20 protein-coding genes and 2 riboswitches are annotated in these 19901 nt (G+C 59.0%); of the genes, 5 read left to right on the top strand and 15 right to left on the bottom strand.

Annotated elements, in window-relative coordinates; translation table 11 throughout:
* Positions 1 to 16: 16 nt before the first annotated feature.
* On the bottom strand, positions 17 to 2806 hold the full coding sequence (locus tag SIB92_RS13840; RefSeq protein ID WP_412552595.1) for a bifunctional aconitate hydratase 2/2-methylisocitrate dehydratase: 2790 nt from the start codon (positions 2804 to 2806) through the stop codon (positions 17 to 19).
* Between the two features lie 378 nt (positions 2807 to 3184).
* Positions 3185 to 3398, top strand: a riboswitch (cobalamin riboswitch).
* A gap of 99 nt (positions 3399 to 3497) precedes the next feature.
* On the opposite strand from SIB92_RS13840, the gene SIB92_RS13845 reads away from it, so the two are divergent.
* The 4 genes from SIB92_RS13845 to SIB92_RS13860 are packed head-to-tail and all read left to right on the top strand — an operon-like array spanning position 3498 to position 6682.
* Entirely contained in the window at positions 3498 to 3902 is a 405-nt protein-coding gene (locus tag SIB92_RS13845) for a DUF1636 family protein (protein WP_412552596.1), read from the top strand.
* A complete protein-coding gene (locus SIB92_RS13850; RefSeq protein ID WP_412552597.1) occupies positions 3899 to 4681 on the top strand; it encodes an ABC transporter ATP-binding protein in 783 nt (260 codons plus the stop codon). Before SIB92_RS13845 ends, SIB92_RS13850 begins: the two co-directional genes overlap by 4 nt.
* A gap of 12 nt (positions 4682 to 4693) precedes the next feature.
* Positions 4694 to 5641 (top strand): ABC transporter substrate-binding protein, encoded by a 948-nt coding sequence (locus SIB92_RS13855; RefSeq protein WP_412552598.1) that lies wholly within the window; start codon positions 4694 to 4696, stop codon positions 5639 to 5641.
* On the top strand, positions 5642 to 6682 hold the full coding sequence (locus tag SIB92_RS13860) for a FecCD family ABC transporter permease (RefSeq protein WP_412552599.1): 1041 nt from the start codon (positions 5642 to 5644) through the stop codon (positions 6680 to 6682). It abuts the gene before it with no gap.
* A 20-nt stretch (positions 6683 to 6702) separates the two neighbouring features.
* On the opposite strand, the gene ddpX is transcribed toward SIB92_RS13860, so the two are convergent.
* From ddpX to SIB92_RS13890, 6 genes are all read right to left on the bottom strand, one after another.
* Complete coding sequence (gene ddpX, locus SIB92_RS13865; protein WP_412552600.1) at positions 6703 to 7227, bottom strand: D-alanyl-D-alanine dipeptidase; 525 nt, start codon at positions 7225 to 7227, stop codon at positions 6703 to 6705.
* Entirely contained in the window at positions 7224 to 8180 is a 957-nt protein-coding gene (locus tag SIB92_RS13870; protein ID WP_412552601.1) for an oligopeptide/dipeptide ABC transporter ATP-binding protein, read from the bottom strand. The genes ddpX and SIB92_RS13870 overlap by 4 nt, the downstream gene beginning before the upstream one ends.
* Positions 8177 to 9154: an ABC transporter ATP-binding protein gene (locus SIB92_RS13875; protein ID WP_412552602.1), complete on the bottom strand. Its 978-nt coding sequence runs from the start codon at positions 9152 to 9154 to the stop codon at positions 8177 to 8179. The genes SIB92_RS13870 and SIB92_RS13875 overlap by 4 nt, the downstream gene beginning before the upstream one ends.
* A gap of 1 nt (position 9155) precedes the next feature.
* A complete protein-coding gene (ddpC, locus tag SIB92_RS13880) occupies positions 9156 to 10046 on the bottom strand; it encodes a D,D-dipeptide ABC transporter permease (protein ID WP_412552603.1) in 891 nt (296 codons plus the stop codon).
* Positions 10046 to 11062 (bottom strand): ABC transporter permease, encoded by a 1017-nt coding sequence (locus SIB92_RS13885; protein ID WP_412552604.1) that lies wholly within the window; start codon positions 11060 to 11062, stop codon positions 10046 to 10048. Before SIB92_RS13885 ends, ddpC begins: the two co-directional genes overlap by 1 nt.
* Before the next feature lie 67 nt (positions 11063 to 11129).
* Positions 11130 to 12695, bottom strand: a complete 1566-nt coding sequence (locus SIB92_RS13890) for an ABC transporter substrate-binding protein (protein WP_412552605.1) — start codon at positions 12693 to 12695, stop codon at positions 11130 to 11132.
* A 190-nt stretch (positions 12696 to 12885) separates the two neighbouring features.
* On the opposite strand from SIB92_RS13890, the gene SIB92_RS13895 reads away from it, so the two are divergent.
* Positions 12886 to 13743 (top strand): MurR/RpiR family transcriptional regulator, encoded by an 858-nt coding sequence (locus SIB92_RS13895; protein ID WP_412552606.1) that lies wholly within the window; start codon positions 12886 to 12888, stop codon positions 13741 to 13743.
* Between the two features lie 8 nt (positions 13744 to 13751).
* Here the strand turns inward: SIB92_RS13895 and SIB92_RS13900 are convergent, their stop codons facing one another.
* The 8 genes from SIB92_RS13900 to SIB92_RS13935 form a co-directional block, all read right to left on the bottom strand.
* The gene (locus SIB92_RS13900) at positions 13752 to 14396 is read right to left on the bottom strand and encodes an energy-coupling factor ABC transporter ATP-binding protein (protein ID WP_412552607.1); all 645 of its coding nucleotides are present in this window, start codon (positions 14394 to 14396) and stop codon (positions 13752 to 13754) included.
* Positions 14393 to 15175, bottom strand: coding sequence for a cobalt ECF transporter T component CbiQ (cbiQ, locus tag SIB92_RS13905; protein ID WP_412552608.1), 783 nt, complete (start codon positions 15173 to 15175; stop codon positions 14393 to 14395). The genes SIB92_RS13900 and cbiQ overlap by 4 nt, the downstream gene beginning before the upstream one ends.
* Entirely contained in the window at positions 15175 to 15762 is a 588-nt protein-coding gene (locus tag SIB92_RS13910; protein ID WP_412552609.1) for a cobalt ABC transporter permease, read from the bottom strand. The genes cbiQ and SIB92_RS13910 overlap by 1 nt, the downstream gene beginning before the upstream one ends.
* Positions 15759 to 16370, bottom strand: coding sequence for a cobalt transporter CbiM (gene cbiM / locus SIB92_RS13915; RefSeq protein WP_412552610.1), 612 nt, complete (start codon positions 16368 to 16370; stop codon positions 15759 to 15761). Before cbiM ends, SIB92_RS13910 begins: the two co-directional genes overlap by 4 nt.
* Before the next feature lie 6 nt (positions 16371 to 16376).
* On the bottom strand, positions 16377 to 17162 hold the full coding sequence (locus SIB92_RS13920) for a DUF4198 domain-containing protein (RefSeq protein ID WP_412552611.1): 786 nt from the start codon (positions 17160 to 17162) through the stop codon (positions 16377 to 16379).
* 131 nt (positions 17163 to 17293) lie between these two features.
* Positions 17294 to 17494, bottom strand: a riboswitch (cobalamin riboswitch).
* 416 nt (positions 17495 to 17910) lie between these two features.
* Positions 17911 to 19173 (bottom strand): MFS transporter, encoded by a 1263-nt coding sequence (locus SIB92_RS13925; RefSeq protein ID WP_412552612.1) that lies wholly within the window; start codon positions 19171 to 19173, stop codon positions 17911 to 17913.
* 54 nt (positions 19174 to 19227) lie between these two features.
* A complete protein-coding gene (locus SIB92_RS13930; RefSeq protein WP_412552613.1) occupies positions 19228 to 19719 on the bottom strand; it encodes an HlyD family efflux transporter periplasmic adaptor subunit in 492 nt (163 codons plus the stop codon).
* Positions 19712 to 19897, bottom strand: coding sequence for a hypothetical protein (locus SIB92_RS13935; RefSeq protein ID WP_412552614.1), 186 nt, complete (start codon positions 19895 to 19897; stop codon positions 19712 to 19714). Before SIB92_RS13935 ends, SIB92_RS13930 begins: the two co-directional genes overlap by 8 nt.
* Between the last annotated feature and the right edge of the window lie 4 nt (positions 19898 to 19901).

The following is a 19901-nucleotide window of genomic DNA, read 5'->3' on the forward strand; positions in this document are numbered from 1 at the left end:
GAAGCGCTGCCTGGCTTTAGAAGTGCGCCGACTTGGTGTTTGCCGGCACCTGCAGTGGTGGGGCAAATTTGGTCAGGTCGATGCCTTCAACAGCAGCCTTGTACTCTTCCAACGTTGGGGTGCGACCCAGGATGGCAGAGAGCACAACCAGCGGTGTGGACGCGAGCAGCGATTCACCTTTTTTCTCCGGCAGATCGCCCACGACGCGGCCCTGGAACAGGCGGGTCGAGGTGGCCAGAACGGTGTCACCTTTGGCGGCTTTTTCCTGGTTACCCATGCAGAGGTTACAGCCTGGACGCTCGAGGTAGAGGATGTTCTCGTACTCGGTGCGCGCCTTTTCCTTTGGGAACATGTCGTCAAAGGTGAAGCCGGAGTAACGCTCGAGGATTTCCCAGTCGCCCTCTTCCTTCATCTCGTCGATGATGTTGTAGGTCGGCGCGGCCACAACCAGCGGTGCCTTGAACTCGACCTTGCCGTTGGCCGCTTCGAGGTTCTTCAGCATCTGCGCGACAATTTTCATGTCGCCTTTGTGCACCATGCAGGAGCCCACAAAGCCCAGATCCACTTTCTTTTCAGCGTTGTAGTAGCTGATTGGGCGGATGGTATCATGGGTGTAGCGCTTGGAGACGTCGTCGTTGTTCACGTCCGGATCGGCGATCATCGGCTCGACAATCTGGTCCAAATCCACAACCACTTCAGCGAAGTATTTCGCGTCCGCATCCGGTTTCAGCGCAGAGTTGGCGCCGGATTTGATGTCGGCAATCCGCGCGTCAGCTTTGTCCACCAGGCCCTGCAGAAGCGCAGCTTCGTTGTCCATGCCTTTGTCGATCATGATCTGGATGCGGCCTTTGGCCAGCTCCAGGGATCCGATCAGGGTCTCATCATTGGAGATACAGACAGAGGCTTTCGCCTTCATCTCTGCGGTCCAGTCGGTGAAGGTAAACGCTTGGTCCGCCAGCAGCGTGCCAATGTGTACTTCGATCACGCGGCCTTGGAAGACGTTATCACCGTGCTGATCCAGCATCTGCGCCTGGGTGGCATGTACTACGTCACGGAAGTCCATATGTGGGGCCATTTGGCCTTTGAAGGTCACCTTCACGGACTCAGGGATCGGCATGGAAGCTTCGCCGGTGGCGAGCGCCAGAGCAACGGTGCCGGAGTCCGCACCAAAGGCCACGCCTTTGGACATACGGGTGTGGCTGTCGCCGCCGACGATCACGTCCCAGTCATCCACGGTGATGTCGTTCAGCACCTTGTGGATCACGTCGGTCATCGCGTGATACTCGCCCTCTGGGTCACGCGCGGTGATCAGGCCGAAGTCGTTCATGAACTTCATCAGCTTAGGGATGTTGGCCTGCGCCTTCTTGTCCCAAACCGACGCGGTGTGACAGCCGGACTGATAGCCCACGTCCACGGACGGGGAGATCACGGTGGCGGCCATCGCTTCCAGTTCCTGCGCGGTCATTGGACCGGTGGTGTCCTGAGAGCCCACAACGTTTACTTTCACGCGCACGTCAGAACCGGCGTGCAGCGTCACACCTGGGGTGGTGCCCAGCGCGTTGCGGTTGAAGATTTTTTCAACAGCGGTCAGGCCTTGGCCTTCCACAGACAGCTCTTTGGATGGTGCGTAGGCGGATTTCAGTTCCTGGCCCAGCGCGCCTGCGGCAAAGGTCTGCAGTTTCTTACCAAAGACCACAGCGTAAGAGCCGCCCGCCTTCATGAACTCCACTTTTTGTGGGGTGAAGGCCGCAGAGACGTCTTTCAGCACGTTGCCGTCCGCATCGCGCAGCGTTTTGTCTTTGGTGTTGATGGTCAGCACGGTGCCGGTGGCCACGGAGTAGGCCTCTTCCAGCACGGCTTCGCCGTCTTCATCCACGACAACATTGCCGTCCGCATCGGTCTTTTTGACCCAGTTGTCGAGGTCAATGCCGATGCCGCCGGTCACGCCAACGGTGGTCAGGAAGATCGGGGAGATGCCGTTGGTGCCCGCGACAACAGGTGCGATGTTGATGAATGGCACGTAAGGCGATGCCTTCTTACCGGTCCACAGCGCCACGTTGTTCACACCGGACATACGGGAGGAACCCACGCCCATGGTGCCTTTTTCCGCGATCAGCATCACACGTGCATCAGGGTGCTGTTTCTGCAGCTCCTGAATGGCCACCTGATCTTCCGGAGAGCACATGCATTTGCCGTGCAGTTCACGGTCGGCACGAGAGTGTGCTTCGGCACCGGGTGACAGAAGGTCAGTCGAGATATCACCGATACCGGCGATAAAGGTCACAACCTTGATCTCTTCTTCGACTTCAGGAAGCTTGGTGAAGAATTCCGCCTTGGCGTAGCTTTCCAGCAGATCCTTGGCGACAGCGTTGCCGGCCTTGAAGGCTTCCTCAAGACGATCGGTGTCTGCCTCATAGAGGAAGACCTGAGTCTTCAGCACGGCTGCGGCTTGAGCAGCAATCGCGGCATCGTCGCCCAGCGCCAGATCGAGCAGTACGCGAACAGACGGGCCACCCTTCATATGGGACAGCAGTTCGAAGGCGAACTCCGGGGTGATTTCGGCCACGTCAGCCGCGCCGAGAATGATCTCTTTGAGGAATTCGGCTTTCACACCTGCGGCGCTCGTGGTGCCTGGCAAGGTGTTGTAAATGAAGAACTTCAGGGAGTCTTCGCGGTGGGCGTTGCCGGTGTCTTTGATCTGTTCGATCAGTTCGCTGACCAGCGCGCCGCTATCAATTGGCTTTGGATTCAGACCTTCGGTTTTCCGGGTCTCAATCTCGTTCAGATAATCTGTATACAAGCTCATGATGATCCTAGCGATTTGAGGTTGGCTTAAGCATGAACACCCTCATTTGAACCATGAAGTGATTCACAGGGCAGGTATTGTATGCCGATGTATACCAAGCTTGAAAAAGACGCAAGTTGCCCTTCGGAACAATTGTCTTGGCTTACTCAAACGTGATGTCGCAGAGCGGCGTATGACATCTATTGTAGGCCGCGTGGAACCTGTTTGCCAGCGTACAGCGCCGCCGAGAGCCCGCCTGTCGCTGTGACAGTTTCCACCCTGCGCGCTTAATGGCGCTCGCCTTCCCTAGAGGGGCGAGATCTTGTGATCCAGAGCACATGATGCCGCAGCATTTTGTTTTCCCGCCGCGGGAAACCTATTGACTCATTCCCGTCTTTGTCCGAATGGAGAGGAGATGGTTCCCGCGACGACCTCTGTCAGACCGGGATGAAAAGGGAATACGGTGCGGCCCCAAAAGCCAAATCCGTGACTGCCCCCGCAACTGTGAGCGGCGAGCGACCCCGAGGACACCACTGAGCGCGATGCGCTTGGGAAGGTTCGGGATAGCCACAACCCGCAAGTCAGGAGACCTGCCATCCAGACGATAACTTCAACCCGGGCGGGGCGTCCGGACAGGAGGCCAAGATGGCTTTGCGGATTGATCCGTGTGAAAAACTGACTGTGCTTGCCCCGCGCTATCGCGGAGGGCGAGATGGCCACCCCAACCCACAGAATTTCTATCTGCACATCCTGCAAACACGTCGGCGAGACCTGTCGCCCCGGCTATGAGCTGATCAAGCGCCTGCGTGAAGCCATTGATATGGCCGGTGACGCGATCACGGAAGAGTTCGAGATTTCCGGCGTCGCCTGTATGGCGGGCTGCAAACACCCTTGCACCGTAGCCTATCACAGCACGCGCAAAGCGACCTATCTGTTTGGGGACATCACGCCGGAGCAGGACATTGCGGATCTGGTGTCCTTTGCACAGCAATATGCGGTGCTTGGGGATGGCTGGTGTTCATCGGTAGATCGCCCCGGCAAGTTACGCAAACACACCTTGGCGCGGGTACCGTCGATGATGTTGGCGCTTGAGGACAGCGCAGAGCGGCTGGCATGAGCGCCGGGCATCTGGTGGCCAAGGATGTGTGTTGGCGACCGGGCAAAAACCAACCCTTCCTGCTGAACCCTGTGAGTTTTGAAGTCTACCCCGGCCGCGTGCTTGGCGTTGTCGGCCCCAATGGCGCGGGCAAGTCGACGCTTTTGCGGATGATCTATCACTATCAGAAACCGACATCCGGGCAGATTTTGGTGGATGAACAGGACCTTTGGGGGATGTCCGCCAAAGTCGCCGCCCGCAAGGTGGCCGCCGTGTTGCAGGAACAACCGGGCGCCTTTGGTCTTTCGGTACGCGATATTGTGGCGCTGGGGCGCACGCCCCACCGCAGCGGGCTGTCGTCGGAAGGCCAAAAAGATGCCGAGATCATTGATGAAGCTATCGAACGGATGCAGTTGGAGGCATTGGTTGCCCGCGATTTCGACACCCTCTCAGGGGGCGAGCGGCAACGGGTGATGGTGGCGCGAGCTTTGGCGCAGCAACCGCAGGTGCTGGTGATGGATGAACCCACCAACCACCTCGACATTCGCCATCAACTCGAAATCCTCTCACTGATCCGGTCGCTTGGGCTGACCATCGTGGTCTCGCTGCATGATCTGAACATGGCCGCAGATGTGTGTGACGCCATCCTGCTTTTGAAAGACGGACACTGCCAAGGCTTTGGCAGCGCGAATGACGTGCTGAGCGAACAGCTTGTCTCTGACACGTTTTCCGTCACCGCCCAGCGCCAGATGCTGAGCGTGAGCCAAAACCAACACCTTACTTTTCACCTCCCAAACTAAAGGACCACATTTATGACCACCAAATTTACCACTGCCGCCGTCAGCGCCCTGCTGGCCCTGTCCACCACCGCCGCGCTGGCAGAAACCTCCGTGGACAGCTGCAACCGGCAAGTGACCTTTGACGCGCCGCCCAAAGCGGCCATTTCCAACGACGTGAACCTGACCGAGATGATGCTGGTGCTGGGCCTGGCAGATCGCATGGTTGGCTATACCGGCATCTCCGGCTGGAAAACGCTGGACGAAGAGATGCGCGCCGGTGTCGAAGAACTGCCAGAACTGTCTGCCAAGTATCCGTCCAAAGAGGTGCTGATCGGTGCAGATGCGGACTTCTTCTTTGCCGGTTGGAACTACGGCATGAAAGTGGGCGGCGAAGTCACACCTGAGACGCTCGCGCCGTTTGACATCAAGGTTTATGAGCTGACCGAGAGCTGCATCCACATTGGCAAGAAAGACGCCGCCAGCATGGATGACATGTACAACGACATCCTAAACCTCGGCGCGATCTTTGACGTGAAAGACAAAGCCGACGCGCTGGTCGATGGCTACAAGGCCGACCTTGCAGCCTTCACCGATGGTTTGGCGCCGTTAGAAACCGCACCACGTGTGTTTGTCTACGACAGCGGCGAAGACACGCCGTTCACCGCAGGGCGCTATGCGATGCCAAACGCGCTTATTGAAGCGGCGGGTGGCACCAACATCATGAACGATCTGGAGAAAAGCTGGGCCAAAGTTGGCTGGGAGCCAGTTGTGGAGCGCAACCCGGAGGTCATCGTAATCGTGAACTACGGCAATGTGACGGCTGAGGAAAAGCGCGCCTTCATGATGAACAACCCGGCCTTTGCCGAGATGGACGCCGTGAAGAACGACCGATTTGTGACTCTGGAGTATGTTGAAGCAACCCCAGGGCCACGCAACATCGAAGCGGTTAAAACCCTCGCAGAAGCGTTCCGGGCGAAATAAATGACAGGAAGAGCAGCAGGACGGCCAAAGAGCAGGTTTCCTTATGTGATCGGCGCAGGGGTGCTCCTGTTGCTTTTCTCGATTTCGGTCGCAATCAGTGTGGGGGCGGTCTCTGTGCCCCTGCACACCGTCTGGAGCATCTTGATCAATCAGGTGGCGCCGGGCACAATTGAGCAGGACTGGTCCAAAGGGCGCGAAGCGATTGTCTGGGACATTCGCTTTCCACGGGCTTTGCTGGCCTGTCTAGTGGGCGCCGGATTGGCGGTTGTGGGCGGCAGCTTACAGGCTGTGACACGCAACCCGTTGGCCGATCCACATCTGTTGGGGATCTCTTCCGGCGCGGCCTTTGGGGCGATCATGGTGCTGATGCACACCGGCATGTTTTGGGGTCTCATTACCGTGCCGTTGTTTGCCTTTGGCGGGGCCTTGGCCGCAACGTTGCTGGTGCTGGCGGTGTCGCAGTTTGCCTCGGCCACCAGCGCGGATCGGTTGATCCTGGCGGGTGTGGCGGTGTCCTTCATCGTGATGTCTCTGGCCAATGTGTTGATCTTTCTTGGCGATCCAAGAGCCACCCACACAGTGGTGTTCTGGATGCTGGGCGGCCTGGGCTTGGCACAGTGGAGCCATTTGGTTTTCCCGCTGGCGGTGCTCGCCGTCTGCGGCACCTACATCTGGATTAATGGGCGGAAATTGAATGCCATGACGGTGGGCGACGAGACCGCCGCCACGTTGGGCATCCCGGTGGCGCGGTTCCGCTTGATCATCTTTGTTGTCGGCGCGTTGATCACCGGGGTGATGGTCGCGTTTTCGGGTATGATTGGCTTTGTTGGCCTGATGGTGCCGCATATCGTGCGTATGCTGGTAGGCGGGGATTATGCCCGCGTGATCCCAGCCTCCGCGCTATTTGGCGCGATCTACCTTTTGTGGTCCGACATCATCGCGCGCACGATCATGGCACCGGAAGACATGCCAATTGGCATTGTCACCGGCTTGGTGGGCGGCCTGTTCTTTGTCTGGTTGTTGCGGCGGCGGGCGCGGTAAAGCGCCCTGCCCTATTTGCGTCAGAGAAGCGGATAGTTTTCCGAGTTCTCCAACGCGTAGTGCCACCACTCATAGGGGTTTATCTCAAAACCGGCACCCACCATGAGACCCAGCAGAATCAAGCGATTTTGCTGAGCCTCACGGTGGATGTCGATCCTGGAGTGATGCGATTGTTGCAAGGCGGCGTCAAAGTCTGTGCCCATGTCGAGCACAGTGCCATCTGCGCGGGTCAGCGTCAGGTCCACGGCGGTGCCGCGGCTGTGGTCTGACCCGATCTCGGGGTCTGCAACAAATTCGGGGTCCGGCCGTACCTCCCACAAGCGGCGTTGCACCGCTTGGGGGCGATAGGCATCCAGCAGCAGAAGGCGCAGTCCGAGGGCGGCAGCGCGATCAGCGGCATGAAAGAGCGCATCGGCGGCATGTCTGTGCAGGCGTGCCTGTTGATCCTCCGCCGTGGTGTAAAGCACCTCGCCAGCGAAGTTTCGGGACGTCGCATAGGCAAGCTGCACATCAATGGCCGCATGTTGGACCGGCACCAACGTCATGCGGGCACCTTCTGTGGGGTGGCGGCTGTTGTTTGGCAACAGCGCACCTGGGCCTGCTCGGTAGGCACCATGTTTTGTCGCACGTCACAGCCCGCGCCCGCCAGCTCGCAGCGGTCCTTGAAGAAGCAACCGGTCGGCAGGTTGCGGTTGGACGGCAGGTCTGTGTTGCTGAGCGCCTCGCCCAGCCCGCCAGTGGCGCGCATGGTCGGAATCGACTCCAGCAAGAGGCGGGTATAGGGGTGTTTGGGCGCAGCCAGCACCGCGTCGGACGCGCCATGCTCCACCACCTGCCCCAGATACATCACCGCCACCTCATCACAGAGATAACGCACCACGGAAATGTCGTGGGAGATGAAGATGTAGGTCAAGCCGCGCTCGGCCTGCAGCTCTTTGAGCAGGTTGAGGATTTGCGCCTGAATGGAGATGTCGAGCGCCGAAGTAGGTTCGTCGAGCACAATCACATCCGGATCGGAGGACAGCGCGCGAGCAATGGCGATCCGCTGGCGTTGGCCGCCGGAGAACTCATGCGGATAGCGGTCCAGCACTTCGGGACGGAGGCCCACTTTGGCGGCAAGCTCTGCGGCCAGTGCACGCAGCTCGGCCTTTGGGGTTTTGGTGACCGCAAAGACCGGTTCCGTAATCACGCGCCAAACCGGCATACGCGCGTTGAGCGAGCTTTGCGGATCCTGGAACACAATCTGCACATCGTGGTCTGCGCCAAAGTTGCGGGTGACCTCCCCTTCCGAAGGTTTGCGGATGCCCATCAGCACCTGCGCCAAAGTAGACTTGCCACAGCCGGACTCGCCCACAATGCCCAGCGTTTTGCCGCGGGGAATGTCCAGGTCAATGCCATTGAGCGCATGCACAAAGCCACGCGGACGGCCGCACCAGTCTTCGCCAAACGGGAAGCGCATGTGGATGTTGGTGAGCGTCATCACGCTATTGGTGTTCATGCTGTAACCTCCTCGCAGAGCCAGCAGGCGGCTTGGTGTTTCTTGCCCACATCCGTGAGTGATGGGCGCGAATTACAGGCATCCTGCGCATGGCGGCAACGGGCCTGAAAGGCGCAGCCCTTGGGGGGATTGACCAGATTGGGCACGGTGCCAGGGATGGAGGCCAGGGGGGCGCCTGGGTCCGCGTCCTCCGGCAAGGCCTCGATCAAGGCCGCAGTATAGGGGTGTTGCGGGTTGCCCAGCACTTTTTGCGCTGGTCCGGTCTCCACCACACGGCCTGCGTACATCACATAGATGCGGTCACAGAACTGGCTGATCACTGCAAGGTCATGGGAGATAAACAGCACCGAGGCGCCGGTTTGGCGGGCTTTGGCGTGCAGCAGTTGCAGCACCTGCCGTTGTACTGTCACGTCCAAAGCAGTGGTGGGTTCATCCGCCACCAGCAGCTTCGGAGAGCAGGCAAAGGCCATACCGATCAGAATACGCTGACGCATGCCGCCGGAGAGCTCAAACGGGTAGCGCCCCAAGATTTCTTCGGCATCGTTGATGCGCATGTCTTTGAGCAGCTCGATGGCCCGGTCTCGGGCCGCCATGCCGCGCAGGTTGGAATGCAACTCGATCACCCTCAGCATCTGTTTGCCGATGGTCTTGGTTGGGTTCAGGGCAGTTTGTGGCTCCTGAAAGATCATGGCCACGTCACCGCCGCGCAGGCGGTTCATCTCGCGCTCTGAAATGGATTGCACATCGCGGCCAAGCAAGCTGATCTTGCCGCCGTCCTGACGGAACGCGCCGTCCGGCAAAAGCCGCAGGGCGGTCATGGCAGTCACGGATTTGGCCGAACCACTTTCGCCCACAAGACCAACAATCTCGCCCGGCTGGACTTCCAGATCCACGCCGTTCACCGCATGCACATCACCTGCGAAGCCCGGAAACAGAACTTCCAGTCCGTCAATTTTCAATACTGGGTCCGCCATGTCAGCGTGCCTTCTGTTTGGGATCAAGGATGTCGCGAATGCCGTCACCCAACAGGTTAAAGGCGGTGGCGGTGATCAGGATGGCAAAGCCCGGGAAGGCCGAGTACCACCACTGGTCCAGGATGTAGTTACGTCCGGTGGCCACCATGGCGCCCCACTCAGCGGTTGGCTGTTGCGCGCCAAGGCCGATGAAGCTGAGCGCGGAGGCCAGAAGGATGGTGCTGCCGAGGTCCAACGTCGCCTGCACCATGACCGGAGACAGGATGTTGGGCAGGATGTGCCAGCGCAGGATGTGCAGTTTGGACGCCTTGAAGGTTTCGGCCGCGGTCACAAAGGACATTTCGCGGATCAGCAGGGTTTGGCCGCGTGAGATACGTACATAGACCGGGATGCGCACCAGCGCGATGGCAATGGCCGCGTTGATCAAGCTGGGGCCAAGCGCCGCGGCGAGCGCCATGATCAGCACCAAAGAGGGCACGGAAAGCACCACATCCATCATTCGCATGATCACCACATCCACACGTCCGCCGATCAGGCCGGCAAAGGCGCCAATGAAGGTGCCGATGAAACCGGCCACAACCACAACAAAGAACCCCACGGCCACAGATTGCCGCCCGCCATAGAGAATACGAGAGTAGAGATCACGGCCAACTTCGTCGGTGCCAAAGAAATGGTCCCAGCTGGGGGCGGCCAGGCGGGCGCGCAGGTCGATGGCATTGGGATCGTGCGTGGCAAAGACCGGTGCAAAGATCACCAGAAACAGCACGATCAGCACCACGGCCCCGCCGCCAAGCGTAAGCGGGCTTTTCTTGATTTGATACCAGAGGTAGCCCCAATCCACCCGCGACAAGGCGCGTTTGACAGGGTTTGCGGAAACGGTTGCGTCGCTCATCACGAGACCTCCCGGATGCGCGGATCAACCGCCATATAGATCAGATCAACAGCCAGGTTGATCAGCACATAGGCCAGCGAAACCACCACGGTGAACCCCATGACCGCCGGGAAATCCAGCGCCTGAATGGAGTTCACCACATAGGCGCCCATGCCGGGCCAGGCGAAGACGGTTTCTGTGAGCACTGCGCCATACAGCAGGTCGCCCAGCGCGAGGCCAAGAACGGTGATCGAGGGGATCATGGCGTTGGGCAGGGCTTCGGTGAAGACAATCTTGAAGCGGCTGAGGCCGTTGGCTTTGGCGGTGCGGATGTAGTCCTGCTGCAACTCTTCCAGCATCGCGGCGCGCACTTGGCGGGCCACCACACCGAGGTGGACAAAGCCCAATGTAAAAGCGGGGAGAAGGATGTGTTTGAGGGCAGAGCCGAAGGCGACCAAATCACCCGCCAAAAGGCTGTCGATCATCAGGAAGCCGGTGATACGGGTGGGCATCTCCAGCGAAGGATCGATACGCCCACCGCTGGGGAGCCAGCCGAGGTTGCCGTAGAACAACAAGATCACCAGCAGGCCCAGCCAGAAGGCGGGGGTGGAGATACCGGTCACAGCGATCACACGCACAAAGTGGTCGATGGGTTTGTCTTTCCACACGGCGGAGGCCACACCCAATGGAATGCCCAATGCGGTGGCAAACAACAGCGCGGTCAGCGCCAACTCCAATGTGGCGGGGAAGAAGATACGCAGATCTTCCAGCACCGGACGACGTGTGCGGATCGAGGTGCCAAAGTCGCCCTGCACCACGCCTTCGAGATAGCGGAAGTACTGGACCGGCAGCGGTTTATCGAGGCCGAGGTCCTCGCGGATGTTCTGCACAATCTCAGGCGTCGCGCGGTCACCCGCAATCATGCGGGCCGGGTCGCCGGGAATGAGATTGGAGATGGTGAAGGTGATGACCGTCACACCGAAGAGAACCAAGATCAGGAACATCAAGCGGCGGCGGATGACATTGAGGAAAGACATCGGCGCGTTTCTTTAGTGGCTGAAGGCCCCGGACCACCGGGATGGTCTAGGGCCGTTTGCTTAAGGCTTAGTCGGAGAGCGACATGTCACCGAAGTTGAAGATGTCTTCGAGCATCGGGTTGAAGACAAAGCCTTCGACATCGTCCCGCACGGCGATGCGGTAGTCTTTCTGGAACAGATAGACGTAGGCGGCCTCATCCGTCACGATCTCCTGAAGCTCACCATACAGCGCGGTGCGCTCTGCCTGATCGGAGCTGACCACAGCCTGTTGCAGCAGACCATCAACCTTGTCGTTGGAGTACCAGCTGCGGTTGCCCGCCAGACCATGGCGTTTGCTGTCAAACCAATAGTTGGTGAACATGTAAGGGTCCGCAAAGTCCGGGCTCCAGTTGCCGGTTGCGATGCCAAATTCGCCGGTGTCAAAGCGCTCGCGCATGGTGGCGTTGGCCAGCTTTTCCAGCTTCACGTTCAGGCCCAGTTGGGACAGATACGCCTGGGTTGCGATGGCGATTGGCTCCCACAGTGGGTCCCGGTCGGAATAGAGGAAGGTGATTTCCTCGCTTGCACCGCCAGCCACGTCGAGGGCCTTCTTCGCAGACGCCAGATCATATGAATACTGGGTCGCGTTTTTGTTCTGGCCCCACATGCCTTCTGGAATAGGGCCGTGCATTTGTACGCCGTTGCCGTCCAGAATGCCGTCGATGATGCCCTGATAGTCCACCGCTGCGGAAATCGCGCGACGCACGTCAACATTGTCCAGCGGGGCCACTTTGTTATTCAGGTAAAGATAGGTCACCTTCAGGCTTGGATAGTTCTGTACCTCAACCCCATCGGTGCCGCCCAATGCGTCCAGCTGGTCCACCGGCAGGCTTTCGGCGATGTGAACGTCACCGGCTTCGAGCTTCAGGCGACGGGCCGAAGCTTCTGCGATGATGTCGACGCGGATTTTTTCGATCTCAGGCGTGGAACCACCGTAGTTCGGATTTGGCTCCAGCACGAGGTTTTGGCCGCGCTCCCAACCGGTCAGCATGTAGGCGCCGGACCCAGCGGAATTGGCGGATAGCCATTCGGTGCCGTGATCGCCACCTTTGCCTTCAACCGCTGGGTTTACAATCCCGGCGCCATTGTTGGCCAAGGTGTAGAGGAACGGCGCAAAAGGCTGCTCCAATGTGAAGGTCACCTGCATGTCGCCGGTCGCTTCAACTTTCATGCCACCCGGGAAAGCTTCAGATGGGCCGCGGCCCAGATCCATCAGGCGGTTGAAGGAGTATTCCACTGCAGCTGCGTCCACGGCAGCGCCATCGCTGAACGCGTTGCCGGAAGCCAAATCAAAAGTCCAGACCGTGCCATCGTCAGACGCCGACCAATTGCTGGCCAATTCGCCAACCACGGAGGTCAGGCCTTTGCCGTCCTCGGACACGTCATAGCGCACCAGCCGTTGGTACAGCGGATATGTTACGGTCCAATCATTGTTATCCATGGTTTGCGCTGGATCGAGCGTTTGCGGATCCGCCGCTTTGGCCACAACCAGCAGATCGGCATCGCCTTCCGCAAGTGCCGCAGGCGCGTTCATCGCCATGCCAACTGTGACGGCAGCCGCGCCAACCACCTGGAACCATTGTGAATTTTTCATCTTCGCTGTCCTCCCCAGAACGATTTCTGTGACCAAAGGGTCGTGTCTCGTTGAGGGTTTTCCCCAACGGCAAGTGTTCTGAACCTCTATGGTATTGCCATAACAGTCAATACCGTTATGGTACGTGCATACCAATTATTTTTGATATAGTCCTCCCATTGGGGACAGCGTCGGGCAGAAGGGTCTGAGGATGGGCGTGAATATTTCGGAGGCAATTGCCAGTGCAAACCAGCCGTTTACCAAGCTGGAACAACGGGTTGCCACCTATCTGAGCAGCCGGCCGGAGGCGGTGGCCTTGGAAACCAGCGCCGAAATTGCTGAAAAACTGCAAGTCAGCCCAATGACGGTGAGCCGGTTTTTCAAGAAGCTGGGGTTTACCAATTTGAACGAGCTGCGCGCGGATGCGCGGCGTGATCTCTATGGCCCGACCTCCGCACGAATCGGCAGCCGCTTCAAAAGCTTCAAACAGGCCAGCCAGACCCGCGATGCGACGCAGGACCATGCCATCGCCAATGCCGCCATCCGCACGGCGCTGGACTTGCGCGAAACTGAACGCTGGCAAGATGCAGTGCAATATGTCGCTCATTCCGACAGCGTCATGGCGGTGGGTTTTCAGGTGATGCAGTATCTGGCGAACGGTTTTGCCATGCGGCTAAAGTACCTGCGCTCCAATGTGATGTTTCTGGATGGCACCGACGGGGTCTATGCCGAGGTGTTTGGCGATGATTCCGAGACCAAGGCGCTGATCCTGATCGATACGTTCCGGTACGGCAATCACGGGCCAATCCTGGCCAAGGCGGCACGGGAGCGCGGCTTCAAGGTGATCCTGTTTTGCGACGAGTTCTGTGATTGGGGCTCAAGTCTCAGCGACGTGATGCTACCCTACCCCAACGAAGGCCATATGTTCCTGCCATTCCCGACCGGCATACACTTTGGTCTGAACCTGATGTTTCAGGATGTGGTGACAGAGCTTGGCGACAAGGCACGCGACAAGGTGGAACAGGTCGCCAAGTCTCAGGATTTGTTCGACAATTTTCTGCCGGAATAGCGGGAGGCTTATACCAGCTTGCCGTCGCGCAACTCCAACGTATCCGGCGCCAATGCGGCGCGGAACGCGGGGTTGTGGCTGACCAACAAAATGGCTTGCGGGAGGCCTTGCAGGATTTCCAGCAAGCGTGCCTCGTTTTTTGTGTCCAGCGCGTTGGTTGGCTCGTCCAGCAGGAGCGCTTCGGGCTCCATGGCAAGCACAGTCGCCAGGGTCACAAGGCGCTTTTCACCGCCCGAGAGCTTGTGCGTGATACGGTCGCGCAGGTGCATCAGGTTCAGATCAGTGAGCACCTTGTCGACAATCGCCAGGGCCTCGCCTTTGGTGCGACCCAAATTGAGCGGGCCAAAGGCGATATCTTCGGCCACGGTGGGGCAAAACAACTGATCGTCCGGGTCCTGAAACACCAGACCAATACGACGGCGGACTTCGTGGAAATCTGCCTCCACCCGACGCTCTTTGCCAAAGATGGTCACGGTGCCGGAGGTTGGATGCTGCAGGCCCAGCGCGATGCGAAACAAGGTCGATTTGCCCGCGCCGTTGGGACCGGCAATCGACAGGCGTTGACCGGCCGTGAGCTGTACCGACGCGCCATCCAGCACCGGAGGCTGCCCGGGATAGGCAAAGTGGATGTTTTCAAGCGCGAGGATCGTCATAGGTGGTCCAGAAACAGCAAGCCGATGCACACCCCGCCAAGAAGAACCGCAAAGCGGTGGTCGCGGCGGGTCATGCGGAACTCTTGTAACAAGATCAGCTGCCCTGAAAAGCCCCGGCATTTCATCGCGCCCAGAATGCGCTCGGAGCGCTCAATGGCGCGTACCAGCATCATGCCCACCAGATAGCCAAAGCTGCGGTAGGTGTGCCAATTGGTGCCGGGCCGGAACCCGCGGATTTTCATGGCGCCGCGCAGACGGAGATATTCTTCCCGCAGCACTTCAATGTAGCGAATGGTGAACATCAAGAGATGCACCAGCACCTCAGGGCAGCGTAGCTTGTGCAAGGCATGGCCAAGCGTGACCGGCTCCATGGTGCCGACCAGCACCATCAGCGTGAGGATCACCGCGTTGGCGGTCAGGCCGATCTCGATGGCTTTCCACAGACCTTGCCAACTGGCGGGGAAGCCAAAGACGCTAAACATAGGTTCACCCGGCATGGTGAAAGGCAAGAGCACCAACATAAAGATGATGAAACTGTCCATCATCGCCATACGCTTGAGCGTGCGGCGGATGGGCAGGCGCGACATCATCAACAGGGAAACGGCTGTGGCGAGCGCGGCAATCAGCGCCGGGATCGTGGTAAGTGCCACAGTGGTAATGGCAAAGACACAGGCCAGCACAACGCGCAAACGCGGGTCGAGGTCGCCGATAACGCCATAGGGCGCATCGGTGCCTGCCTCGGCCAGAGTTTTGGCCTTGGGTTCCAGCGCGTGCGCCATCAGGCGGCCATCTTCCGACGGGCGGCGAGGTAGAAGCCAAAGCCAAAGAGACCAACGATATAGCCGATGCCGCCCAGGATGCTCTGTATGTCATTTTTCTCGCGATAGGCGGCAATCTCGCGGCGCAGTGGGCGGATTTCATCGCGCACCGCTTTGGCAATGATCTGGCGCTCCTCATCAGACAGGGACGCGACGGCGACCACGTTGGCACCTTCGACAGGTCCGTCAGAGGCGGCCATTGGGGTCTCTACAAATTCCGCCGCCACGCCCATGATCTCCGCCACCTCTTCTGCAGGCATGACGACTTTGGCGACATGCCCCGCGCCCATATCAGCGGTGAAGGTATGCGCCACTGGGCTGGTGGGGGTATAAAGGAAGAACCCGTCTTCGTCGGTGACTGTGCGGCCCAGCTCTGCGCCATCGGGGCCAAACACAATGACCTCCTGGCCCACAGCCATGTCGCCGTTGGAGAAGCCAAGCTCACCTTCGATGGCGTCACCTGCCGGGAAAACACCAGCAATCACTTTGTGCGCCAGCGCAGGCAGCGGCGTGCAGATCAGGCTCACAATCAGGATCAGCTGTTTCACGCGGAGGATCCTTTCAAAAACAACTCCGGTTTGACCTTACGCGCCAAAAGCACGGCAAAGCCAGTGAGCACGGCTTCGATGACCATGACAGGAATATGGGCAAAGAACACCAGTTTGGCGGCGGGCAGGAACTCATCCCCGGTCAACGCAAGAGACACCGCCACAAACAGGGTCGTGGCGGCAATGGCAAAAGCCCCGCCAAGGCCACCCCAGATCGCGCCTTGCACCGGAGAGCCGCGGCCAATCAAGCGGCCAAAGATCATCCAGGCCAGAACCGCGGGCATGGCAATGTTGAAGGCGTTCACACCCAGCACGGTCAGGCCGCCAAACCCAAAAAACACCGCTTGCAGCAACAAGCCGACAAACAGCGCCGGAAAGGCGGCCCAGCCGAGCAGAAGCCCGGCCAGACCGTTGAGGATCAAATGCACAGAGGACGGGCCAATTGGCACGTGGATCAGCGAGGCGACAAAGAAGCTAGCCGACAACACCCCAGCAGTGGGGATACGGTCGATGTCCAGCGACTTGAGGCCAACGGCAATCCCGCCTGCGGCGGCAACTGCGCCGCCGATTACAACAGGGTTGGACAAGGCTCCGTCAACGATGTGCATATGGGGTTACTCCAGGTCCCAGGCGCGGATCCAGATAACCGCGTCTTGGCTCAGCTCTTTGCCTTCATGCTCGGTTGCCGGGCCAGACCCCAGAGCGGCAAAGCCCCAGTAACCGGCTTTTGGCACGCCAAAAGTGAAGTAACCATTGTCATCAGAAATCGCGACAATTGCACCGCCGGGCAGCGGAGAGACGGTGGTGGCCTTCGCGCCGGTGCCGGACAGGTCAGGCTCTGCTGCCATGTACTCAATCTCGATCTCCGCGCCGGCAACTGGTTTGCCTTCGCTCAGCACGCGGCCAGTGAAAGTGCCGCCTGCGATCACGTTGTAAGGTTTGTTCAGCGGCAGGATCTCGGTGGCGAGACCCTGTGGCTGATCCCAATCGGTGGGCAGCTCGTTGCGGTTCAGATAGGCCTTGGTGATCTGCTGAATGTAGATGTCCTCGGACTCTTCGTAGTAAGGCGCAGGCACGGTCACGAGAACGTAATCCCCGGAACGTTTCACCGGCACTGAGCCCATGAACGCCTTGGCGCTGTTGTCCGGGCCGTCAAAGGTGGTCTCTTCCAATGTGTCCATCAGATCGGTCTTTTCGCCGTTGTGGATCATGTAGAACTCTTCCGGCTTTTCCAGGGTCATCACGTGACCGGCATCATGTGGGTGCCAGAAGATCAGCTTCACCGGCACATCGCCGGGACGCGCGATCATGGTGTCTTCGGTGTATTCAAGCAGGAAATGCGCTTGTGCCATAACAGGCAGGGCCAGAGCAGCGGTGGCCGCCAAAAGCAGTTTTTTCACAAAAATAGTCCTTATCACGTCGCGCCTTCCCCGGCGCATTTGGTCCTTGTGACTTGGAATGGCTTGGAACCGGATATCGCGCGCGACACACAGATCCAGCGCACACCCCGTCGCCGTTGATGAGCCCTCTCTTGAGAGGGCACGTGTTCGGCAGGTCTCCTGACTTGCGGGTCAAAACACGAGGCTGGCCTTCCCGGGATGTCCCAGTGGCGTGATCAGCTGTGCTCGCCGCCTACAGTTGCGGGGGCAGTTGCAGAGTTGGCTAAAACAGCCGCACTGCATTCCCTATTGCTTCCGGAGGATTCCCCGGAACCGAACATGGCGTGTGTGTGCCAGAGGAGAGAGCGATCGGTCAATACGGGATTGCGACACGGTGGAGGCAAATTGCGAAGCAACAGGAACGCTCCCGCCGCATTTCATCTCTATTACTGAACTCCAGCATCCCCCCGCAGCGCTGAGCGAAAGGGATTTTGCCCCAATTCGGACCTTCACGTGCCCGGCAGTAAGGGGTCGAATTGGCGGTTACTAAATTGGTCACGCACGAGAACCCGCCAGTGAGTTGCCGCTATTTAAGCCCAACCAGCGCAATTGGGTCTTTTAGTCATGAAGGCGGCCAGATGCAGCCTCCTCCGGAAGGGCATTGATGAGGTCCCCGGCGAAGGTCAAGGCAGCAAATACCACCCAGATCAGCAGAGTGGCTTGTTTGGCGCGAGAGAAGTTTGTCGAGGGGACATGGTTGTCTCTTACCTTACCGTTTCTGGGTTGGGGCGGATTTGAGGCTGTTGGTTTCAGTTGGCTTAAAGTGGGTTTGTTCCGCTCTGGCTGCCGGGGCCGCTGTTTTGATCCGCAAGGCGGTGAAGAGCACGAAAGCGGCCATCGCAAGCACAAGCATCCAGCCCATGACCGCATCGCCAAACACAGCTGAAAGCGCACTGGTCATGAGGGGGCCAGCGATGCCGCCAATGGTGAAGACAAACAGCATGGTGACGGCGCTGGACGCGACGTAGACGGGCACTGTGCGGTCCATCGCGTGGGCCAAAAGCAGCGAATAGAGAGTGAGCATCGAGCCGCCCAACAGGACCAATCCGGCAAGCATGGCAATGTAGAGCGGTGTGCCGACGATGGCGGCATGACGCACGCCATCGCCAGTGGCAAAGGCGGCAAAAGCTGCAAGTACGCCGGTAGCGATTGTCGCGGTCGCGACAATGACACGACGCCGATCCATGCGGTCGGACACAAACCCAAGCGGATAGAGAAAAAGGATACGTCCGACGTAAATCGCAGCGATGCCAATGGCGACATCCGCAGCCTCAATGCCAATGACCGCTGCCCGATACGGCACAACATTCATAAACACGGTGGACACAATGCCGACGGTGAGCGCACCGATGGCGGCGGTGGGCGCGTCTTGAAACAGCGCCTTGAAACGTACATTTGCGCGTTCTTTGCCCTCTGGAGGCGTGCTGGGGGTGGCGGCGATCACCACAATGGCCAGACAGTAGAGCAAGGACATCAGCACAAAGGACTGGTTTAGGTCGTCGGGCGTCACGATGACGAGAACCTGACTGAGAACCGACATCAACCCGAGGATAATGGCAAACACGGCAAGCAAACGACCGCGCGAGTGTTCTTCGACGGTTTCGCTGATCCAGGCGTCACCAATGGCGAACAGGCCTGCGGTGGCAACGCCGGTCATCAAGCGCACGATGAGCAGCGTGGGCTCGTTGTCGATCACAGAGAATAGCAGAGCGGCTGCGGTACAGATGGCCGCCGCCGCGGAAAACGCACGAATATGCCCGATGCTGGTGATCCAGCCTGCAATGTAGAAACAGCCGATCAGGAACCCCAACGAATAAGCCGCAGGTGCCAGCGCCGCAATTTCTTGAGACGCGCCAGTTTGCGCAAAATAGAGCGCGACGATGGTGCCCGACGCCGCGGTCACCAACTGTATCGCCGCGACCGCGATGAATAGGTATTTCAGAGTGTGAACCTGATCGCTGAACCGGGCCAAGGAACTGCTCCAGGGGAAAGCGAAAAGTGGCGCGCGCCGGGGGCGCGACCTGGTTTAGTTTGGCAGGCTGACTTTGACGTCGACGTTCAAGCCTGGAATGAGGCCACGCTCAAGATTTGGGATTTCTGCCCAGATACGCAGGGTTTCATCCCCAACCAGCACGCTTTCAGAAAAAAGCACACGGCCACCCTGTGCCAGTGGCTGGGCGTCACCGGGCAAATGCACGTCGATCTGAAATCGCTCCATCAGCACGCTCAGACCCTCTGGAGTCGACTGGTCCAGTGCGATCAGGGATTTATACGGCATGCCGTACACAACACGGACCGTGTCGGTGTGCACAATCTGTGCCAGTGCTTGACCGTTTTCGATGTCCAGATAGGTTCCCACCTGTTTATGGGCGAGCCCGATTTGGCCCGAAATCGGTGCCCGGATCTGTGTCGAGGCCAGCTCAAGCTCTGCCAATGCGCGGTGTGCCTGCGCCTCTTGCAGCGCCACCTTGGCCAAGATCAACCGGTCCATTGCGTTCTGAACAGTCTGCTCAGACACCGCACAGCGCGTGCCAAGTTTCGCCAGCCGCTGCGCCTCGGCTCCTGCTGTTGTCAATCCGCCCGATAAAGGCCTCCGCTGCAAGCATTTTGGTGAAGTCTTTCGCAGGCTCTGCGTGGGCGATTTGTTTGGCCAGAAGGCCAGACAGCAGAAGCGGGAGTTTCGCAAAAACAGTCATGTCG

Origin of the sequence: Shimia sp. MIT1388, from assembly GCF_047124445.1 — a bacterium.
GTDB lineage: Bacteria > Pseudomonadota > Alphaproteobacteria > Rhodobacterales > Rhodobacteraceae > Shimia.

What these genes read in the sequence shown, in the direction of transcription:
- SIB92_RS13840 (WP_412552595.1), bottom strand. Translation starts at nt 2,806, where the DNA reads ATGAGCTTGTATACAGATTATCTGAACGAGATTGAGACCCGGAAAACC.
- SIB92_RS13845 (WP_412552596.1), top strand. Translation starts at nt 3,498, where the DNA reads ATGGCCACCCCAACCCACAGAATTTCTATCTGCACATCCTGCAAACAC.
- SIB92_RS13850 (WP_412552597.1), top strand. Translation starts at nt 3,899, where the DNA reads ATGAGCGCCGGGCATCTGGTGGCCAAGGATGTGTGTTGGCGACCGGGC.
- SIB92_RS13855 (WP_412552598.1), top strand. Translation starts at nt 4,694, where the DNA reads ATGACCACCAAATTTACCACTGCCGCCGTCAGCGCCCTGCTGGCCCTG.
- SIB92_RS13860 (WP_412552599.1), top strand. Translation starts at nt 5,642, where the DNA reads ATGACAGGAAGAGCAGCAGGACGGCCAAAGAGCAGGTTTCCTTATGTG.
- ddpX (WP_412552600.1), bottom strand. Translation starts at nt 7,227, where the DNA reads ATGACGTTGGTGCCGGTCCAACATGCGGCCATTGATGTGCAGCTTGCC.
- SIB92_RS13870 (WP_412552601.1), bottom strand. Translation starts at nt 8,180, where the DNA reads ATGAACACCAATAGCGTGATGACGCTCACCAACATCCACATGCGCTTC.
- SIB92_RS13875 (WP_412552602.1), bottom strand. Translation starts at nt 9,154, where the DNA reads ATGGCGGACCCAGTATTGAAAATTGACGGACTGGAAGTTCTGTTTCCG.
- ddpC (WP_412552603.1), bottom strand. Translation starts at nt 10,046, where the DNA reads ATGAGCGACGCAACCGTTTCCGCAAACCCTGTCAAACGCGCCTTGTCG.
- SIB92_RS13885 (WP_412552604.1), bottom strand. Translation starts at nt 11,062, where the DNA reads ATGTCTTTCCTCAATGTCATCCGCCGCCGCTTGATGTTCCTGATCTTG.
- SIB92_RS13890 (WP_412552605.1), bottom strand. Translation starts at nt 12,695, where the DNA reads ATGAAAAATTCACAATGGTTCCAGGTGGTTGGCGCGGCTGCCGTCACA.
- SIB92_RS13895 (WP_412552606.1), top strand. Translation starts at nt 12,886, where the DNA reads ATGGGCGTGAATATTTCGGAGGCAATTGCCAGTGCAAACCAGCCGTTT.
- SIB92_RS13900 (WP_412552607.1), bottom strand. Translation starts at nt 14,396, where the DNA reads ATGACGATCCTCGCGCTTGAAAACATCCACTTTGCCTATCCCGGGCAG.
- cbiQ (WP_412552608.1), bottom strand. Translation starts at nt 15,175, where the DNA reads ATGGCGCACGCGCTGGAACCCAAGGCCAAAACTCTGGCCGAGGCAGGC.
- cbiM (WP_412552610.1), bottom strand. Translation starts at nt 16,370, where the DNA reads ATGCACATCGTTGACGGAGCCTTGTCCAACCCTGTTGTAATCGGCGGC.
- SIB92_RS13935 (WP_412552614.1), bottom strand. Translation starts at nt 19,897, where the DNA reads ATGACTGTTTTTGCGAAACTCCCGCTTCTGCTGTCTGGCCTTCTGGCC.